Source organism: Variovorax sp. AC103 (assembly GCF_979254005.1).
In genome coordinates this window covers 1-5939 of the sequence record NZ_CEEDFC010000051.1, presented here as the reverse complement: position 1 = coordinate 5939, position 5939 = coordinate 1, and the positions used below count along the sequence as shown (strand labels likewise).

Below are 5939 nucleotides of genomic sequence, written 5' to 3'. Positions count from 1 at the left end.
CTTGTTTGAGCGAAGCGAGTTTGGGCGAGACCCCGCGAAACGTGAGCACCGCAGGTTGCCCGGAGCGAAGCGCAGGGTCGCAGACAGTGGGGTCGCCTTTTCTTTGGCTACTTTCTTTTGGCGAAGCAAAAGAAAGTAGCTCGCCTGCCGGGGCGAGACCCGGCCTCGGGAAGCAACCCCTCATGCCAGTTCAAAAAGGAGCCAGTCGATGACCGACTCCAACAAGCAAGACGACCGCACCCGAGTAATGCCCAGGTCGCCAACCCCAACGACCACAGGCGACACCTACGCCACAGTCATCACAGCCGGCGCAACTACCAGCCTCCCAGGCAACCCGCAAGCCACAGCAAGCCACGACGCAGGCCTGCTCCCCGTAGGCAGCCGCCTCGCAGAATTCGAAGTCACCAAAGTCATAGGCCAGGGCGGCTTCGGCGTCGTCTACGAAGCCTGGGACCACACCCTCGAACGCATCGTGGCCATCAAGGAATACCTGCCGACCTCGCTGTCGACCAGGCAGCAGGACGGCACCGTCGTCCCCCTGTCGGAAAGACACAGGGAAACCTTCGACCTCGGCATGCGCAGCTTCATCAACGAAGCCCGCCTGCTCGCCCAATTCGACCACCCGTCGCTCCTGAAGGTCTACCGCTTCTGGCAGGAGAAGGGCACCACCTACATGGTCATGCCTTTCTACAGGGGCGACACGCTGAGAGAGGCCCTGGCAGCCATCCCCGCAGGCGTCGACGAGGCCTGGCTCATCCGCATCATGGACGGCGTCACGCAGGCGCTGGCGGTGATGCACAACGCCAACTGCTACCACCGCGACATCGCGCCCGACAACATCATCCTGCTCGAAGGCTCGGGCCGCCCGGTGGTGCTCGACTTCGGCGCCGCGCGCCGCGTGATCACCGACAAGACGCAGGCCATCACCGTCATCCTCAAGCCCGGCTACGCACCCATCGAGCAGTACGCCGAGATGCCCGACATGTCGCAGGGTGCGTGGACCGACGTGTACGCGCTCGCGGCCGTGATGCACGTGGCCGTGTGCGGCCGCGCGCCGCCGCCTTCGGTGGCGCGGCTGCTGTCCGACAGCTACGTGCCGCTCGCGGGCAACGAGATCCTGCGCCAGCGCTACAGCCCGCGCCTGCTCGAGGCGATCGACGCGGGCCTGGGCGTGCGGCCCGAGCAGCGGCCGCAGTCGATGGCCGAGCTGCGCGAAGCGCTCGACCTCGACGCCGGCCACAGCATCGCGCCGACGCCGCGCACGCAGCCGCCGCGCCGCGCCGCAGAGACGGCGAACGCCGACGCGGCGACCGTCATCGCCAGCGGCAACAAGGCCACCAGCAAGGCGGGCGGAAAGACGCCGTCGCCGGCCCCTGCGCCCGCAGGCAGCTACAGCAACGCAGGCAAGGGCAAGGGCAAGGGCAACAGGACGATGGCTGCACTCGCATCGGTCGCCGTCCTCGCGGCGGCAGCCGGCGGCGGCTGGTGGTGGCTGCAGGGGCGCGCGGGCAGTGGCGCGGAAGGCAACGGCGGCAAGCCGCCCGTCGCCGTCACGCAGCAGCAGCAGCCGCAGCAGCAGCAACCCGACACCCAGGTCGCGCAAGCCCCTGCACCGCCGCCGCCACCACCACCGCCCCCGCCGGCACCGCGCACGCCCACCGAATCGCTGCAGTCCCTCGCGGCCGGCGCCGCCGCGGGCTTCGACGTGACGGCCGCACCGAAGAAGCCCGAAGTGACCATCGGCAAGGACCGCCTGGCTTTCGAGGTGCGCAGCAAGCGCGAGGGTTTTGTCTACGTGTTCCTGCTGTCCAGCGGCGGCGAGATGTTCCTGCTGTTCCCCAACCTGCTGGACAAGTACAACAAGATCACCGCCGGCGGCGCGCTCTCGCTGCCGCGCGCCTCGTGGCCGATGGACGCCGGCGGCCCGGCCGGCACCGACCAGTTCGCGGTGCTGGTGAGCGAGCACGAGCGCGACTTCACCGCCGCGGGCGTGCAGAACGACGGCGTGTTTCCGGTGTTTCCGCTGCCGGTGCTCGCCGCGCTGGAGGCCACGCGCGGCACCGGTCCCTCGCCGCTGCTGGGCAAGCCCGTGTGCGGGCCTGGCGCGCCATGCAACGACGTGTACGGCGTCGCGAATTTCAAAATCGTCGAGAAGTAATCGTCTGCAGAGCGTCGGCCTTTTCCGGGCCGCCGTTCTTCGGACAAGGAGGCTTTCATGAACACCCCGCAGCAGCAACGCGTCGTTTTCGCTGTTCCCGCGCTTCGATGGGCCGCGGCCGCCGCCATGGCCTGCCTGGCCGGCTGTGCCGTGCCGCCACCGGCGGCCAACACCGCCACCACGGCCACCACGCCCGACGCCGCCGCCCCGCGCCCGTCGGCGCCCGCCGGCGCCAGCGTGGCGGGCCAGGCGCGCACCTTCTCCACGCAGCTCGCCACCTACACCTCGGTCGGCTTCGACGCGGTGCCGGGCTGGTCGCGCGACGATTTCTCCGAGAGCTGGCCCGCCTTCCTCGGCAGCTGCAAGGTGCTCACCGGGCGCGGCGCCGAATGGAAGGACGTGTGCGCCCGCGCGCTCAAGGTCGACGGCAAGAGCACCAACGCCATCCGGGGCTTCTTCGAAAGCGAGTTCTCGGCCTACCAGATCCGCGACGACGACCGTCGCCCCGACGGCGTGGTCACCGGCTACTTCGAGCCGGAGATCGCGGGCGCGCGCCAGTACGGCGCGCCGTTCATCTACCCCGTGTACGGCCAGCCGGAAGACATGCTGTTCGCCGATGCGCGCAAGCTGCCCGCGGGCAACGGCACGGTGGCCGCGCGCGTGGAAGGCCGCAACGTGGTCGTGCAGACCGGCCTGAGCACGCGCGACATGGGCGCGCCGGGCCTGTATGCGCTCGACCTCTCGGGCATTGCGCGCGACACGCTCGACCGCAAGGTGCGCCTGCGGGTCGAGGGCAAGCAGCTGCTGCCGTACTACACGCGCGAGGAAATCGAGACCAAGGGCGCGCCCAACGCCAAGGTGCTGGCCTTCGTGAGCAGCGCCACCGCGCTGTACGAGATGCAGATCCAGGGCTCGGGGCGCATCAAGATGGCCAACGGCGACATCGTGCGCGTGGCCTATGCCGAGCAGAACGGCCAGCCCTTCCGCCCGACGATCGCGCAGGCCGCCAATGGCAAGCCGCGCAGCGCGGTGAAGGTGCGCGGCTCGTCCATCGAGCTGCAGCTCGACGACGGCGGCGACGAAGACGACGTGGGCGCGGTCGACAGCGGCGCGATCCGCACGCGCGGCTTCACGCTCGCGCGGCCGGTGGCCAGCGGCCCGGTGGTGGTGCCGGGGCGGCGCACGGCCGGTGCGGTGGCGGGCTCGGGCATCAAGGACCCGAGCTACGTGTTCTTCAAGGAGGCCACCTCGCCCGTCGGCGGGCCGGTGGGCGCCTTCGGCGTGCCGCTGTCGGCGGGGCGCTCGATTGCGGTGGACCCGCGCAGCACGCCGCTGGGCTACCCGGTCTTCGTGTCCACGCGCACCCCCGGCAGCGGCGCGCCGATGCAGCGCCTGACGATTGCGCAGGACACCGGCGGCGCCATCCGCGGCGCGGTGCGGGCCGACTATTTCTTCGGCAACGGCCAGCAGGCCGCGACCAACGCGCGCCGCATGAAGGAGCGCGGCCAGCTGTGGATTCTTCTGCCGCGCGGCCTGGCGGTGGCGCAGGCCGCGGTGTCGTCCACCATCCGCACGCGCGGCGCCGCGGTGGGCGCGGACCTGCCGCAGTGCCTGGTGCCTTCGGAAGGCAGCTGCGTCGACGACTGACCGATCGGGCGCCTCGAACCTCCATGCAGGAAACCCTTTCGTCCGCCGAGAGCTCTGAACTCGTCCGCCTGTGGCGGCGCAGGCAGACGCTGTCGCCGCACGACATGGGCGCCATGTACCGCATCGTGGGCGAGGCGCTGGGGGCCTGCAATCCGCCCGAGCTGCAGGTGCTGGGCGAGGGCCGGCAGGAGCTGGTGGCGCAGTTCATCTACGTGAAGGTGCTGCGGCTCGATGCCGACCCCGACGAGGCCGACGAACGCGCGGGCCACAGCGCGCCGTCCACCGCCTTCGCGCTGTGCGCGTACTTCCGCCGCTACCTCATCGACTGCACGCGCGCGAGTTCCTTTCGCCGCAAGCTGTCCATCGGCGAGCAGATCACCGAGGCGCAGCTCGAAGACGAAGTCGGCGCGGACGAAGACATCGAGGGCTGCCTGGCCGAGCACGGCCTGAGCGCGCAGCGCGTGCAGCTGGCCGCGCGGGCCTTCATCGCCGAGCTGCCCGAGCCCGAGCGCCTGCTGCTGTGCGAGGGCTTCGGCAAGGAGGCCGAGGGCGGGTTGTCGGGCATCGCGTCGCGCCACGCCATTGCGTCGTACCACTACCGCGCGGGCCGCCTGGGCCTGGTGCACAAGCGCGAGGGGCTGACGGCCGACTACGCGAAGACCCGGCTCGGCGGCTGGATCCAGCAGACGCTGGGCATCGCGCTGGAGCCCGACAACATGGGCGCGATCCTGCAGGTTTTCAAAATCCTGGGTGCTGAAGCGTCTTATGCCTGAAGACATAGCCATTCAGGAACAGACGCCATGACCCACGACCTCTGGCCCCCGCTCAGCGTGATCCGCAACGCGCTCGAAACCGGCGCGGCCGTGCCCGACGCCGAGGCGGACGATGAACCTGTTGCGCCCGGTGCGGTCGTCGTGGCCCTGCCGGGCGCGGTCCGCGGAACGAGGGCCGAACCCGTACCGAAAGCCCACGCCTCCGACCTGCTGCTGCCGCTGGACGAACTGGCAAGGCGCCGCGAGGCGGTCACGCGGCGCGCCTTCCCGGCGCGCTGGGCGCCGGGCCGGCTGGTCAGCGTGGTGCATGAAGGGCGGCTGCTCGGCGTGCTGCTCGACCGCTGCATCCACGGCGAGCTCTGGCAGGGCTGGATGGCCGCCGCCGAGGCCGACTGGGCCGGCGCCTTCGACGTGCTGCTGGAGCCCGGCGACGAGCCCTTCGAGCCGATGTTCGGCGTCGTGCAGACCTGGAACGTGCTCACGCTCGAACCCCGGGCGCAGCTGTGCGCGCGCGTGCTCGGCGAGCTGTCGGCCACGCGGCTGGCGGCGATCCGCGCGGTGCACGACGAATGGGCCGCGCACACCGCGCCGGACATCGCGCCCGAGCCGGGGCGCATCGCGCTGCGCACCGTGGGCGGGGTGTTCTCCGTGCTGTCGGGCACGCCGCTCGGGCCGCAGGACCCGCGGGCCGACTACCAGGGGCTGTACCGCAATGCGGGGTTGGCGTTGAGCGGGGCGCTGGCGCAGCCGCGGGAAGAGGGCACCGAGCCGCCCACGCGCGCTCGGCCGCAGCCGCGGCCCGAAGGCGGCTGGTGGGGCAGCATCCGCCGCTGGTTCGGCGCGGAAGGCTGGGCGCGCCCGGCGTTCGCGGTGCTGGCGGTGTGCGTGCTGGTGCAGAACATCGGGCTGCTCGGCGGGCGCGATGCTGGCGAAGAAGACGAGGTGCGCTTTCGCGCCGTGCCGGCCGCGCCCGCGCCCGGGCCCGCAAGGGCCGACCTGGTGGTGCGCTGGAAGGACGGCGTGCGCATGGACGAGGCCGACCGGCTGCTCCAGTCGATCTCGGCGGACGTGGTGGGCGGGCCCGGTGGGGGCGGTGCATGGCTCCTGCGCGTGCCGGAGCCGGTGGACGCGCTGGCGGTGCTGGCGGATTCGCCGCTGGTCGAGTCGGCCGGACCGGTGTCGCAACGGCCATGACACGCGCCGCAGCGCCTTCGCGTTTCTCCCTCCCCTTCCGGTGGAGGGCAGGGGTGGGGGCAAGCGGCGTATCCATCGAGCGCTCTGCCTGCCCCCATCCCAGCCTTCCCCCAGAGGGGGAAGGAGCCATGCCTTCCTCCCTCCCCTTTCGGGGGAGGGTCGGGGTG

General features: G+C 71.3%; 4 protein-coding genes. All 4 read left to right on the top strand.

What is annotated here, in order from left to right; genetic code table 11:
• Positions 1 to 208 precede the first annotated feature (208 nt).
• Genes AC0IYU_RS34700 through AC0IYU_RS34685 form a run of 4 tightly spaced genes read left to right on the top strand, consistent with a single transcriptional unit; the run spans position 209 to position 5772 of the window.
• Positions 209 to 2158, top strand: coding sequence for a protein kinase domain-containing protein (locus AC0IYU_RS34700; protein ID WP_472126918.1), 1950 nt, complete (start codon positions 209 to 211; stop codon positions 2156 to 2158).
• Positions 2159 to 2215: 57 nt separating this feature from the next.
• Positions 2216 to 3805 (top strand): murein transglycosylase A, encoded by a 1590-nt coding sequence (mltA, locus tag AC0IYU_RS34695; protein ID WP_472126915.1) that lies wholly within the window; start codon positions 2216 to 2218, stop codon positions 3803 to 3805.
• 23 nt (positions 3806 to 3828) lie between these two features.
• Positions 3829 to 4578, top strand: a complete 750-nt coding sequence (locus AC0IYU_RS34690) for a hypothetical protein (RefSeq protein ID WP_472126912.1) — start codon at positions 3829 to 3831, stop codon at positions 4576 to 4578.
• A 27-nt stretch (positions 4579 to 4605) separates the two neighbouring features.
• Positions 4606 to 5772, top strand: a complete 1167-nt coding sequence (locus AC0IYU_RS34685; RefSeq protein WP_472126910.1) for a hypothetical protein — start codon at positions 4606 to 4608, stop codon at positions 5770 to 5772.
• Positions 5773 to 5939 lie beyond the last annotated feature (167 nt).

What these genes read in the sequence shown, in the direction of transcription:
- mltA (WP_472126915.1), top strand. Translation starts at nt 2,216, where the DNA reads ATGAACACCCCGCAGCAGCAACGCGTCGTTTTCGCTGTTCCCGCGCTT.
- AC0IYU_RS34690 (WP_472126912.1), top strand. Translation starts at nt 3,829, where the DNA reads ATGCAGGAAACCCTTTCGTCCGCCGAGAGCTCTGAACTCGTCCGCCTG.
- AC0IYU_RS34685 (WP_472126910.1), top strand. Translation starts at nt 4,606, where the DNA reads ATGACCCACGACCTCTGGCCCCCGCTCAGCGTGATCCGCAACGCGCTC.
- AC0IYU_RS34700 (WP_472126918.1), top strand. Translation starts at nt 209, where the DNA reads ATGACCGACTCCAACAAGCAAGACGACCGCACCCGAGTAATGCCCAGG.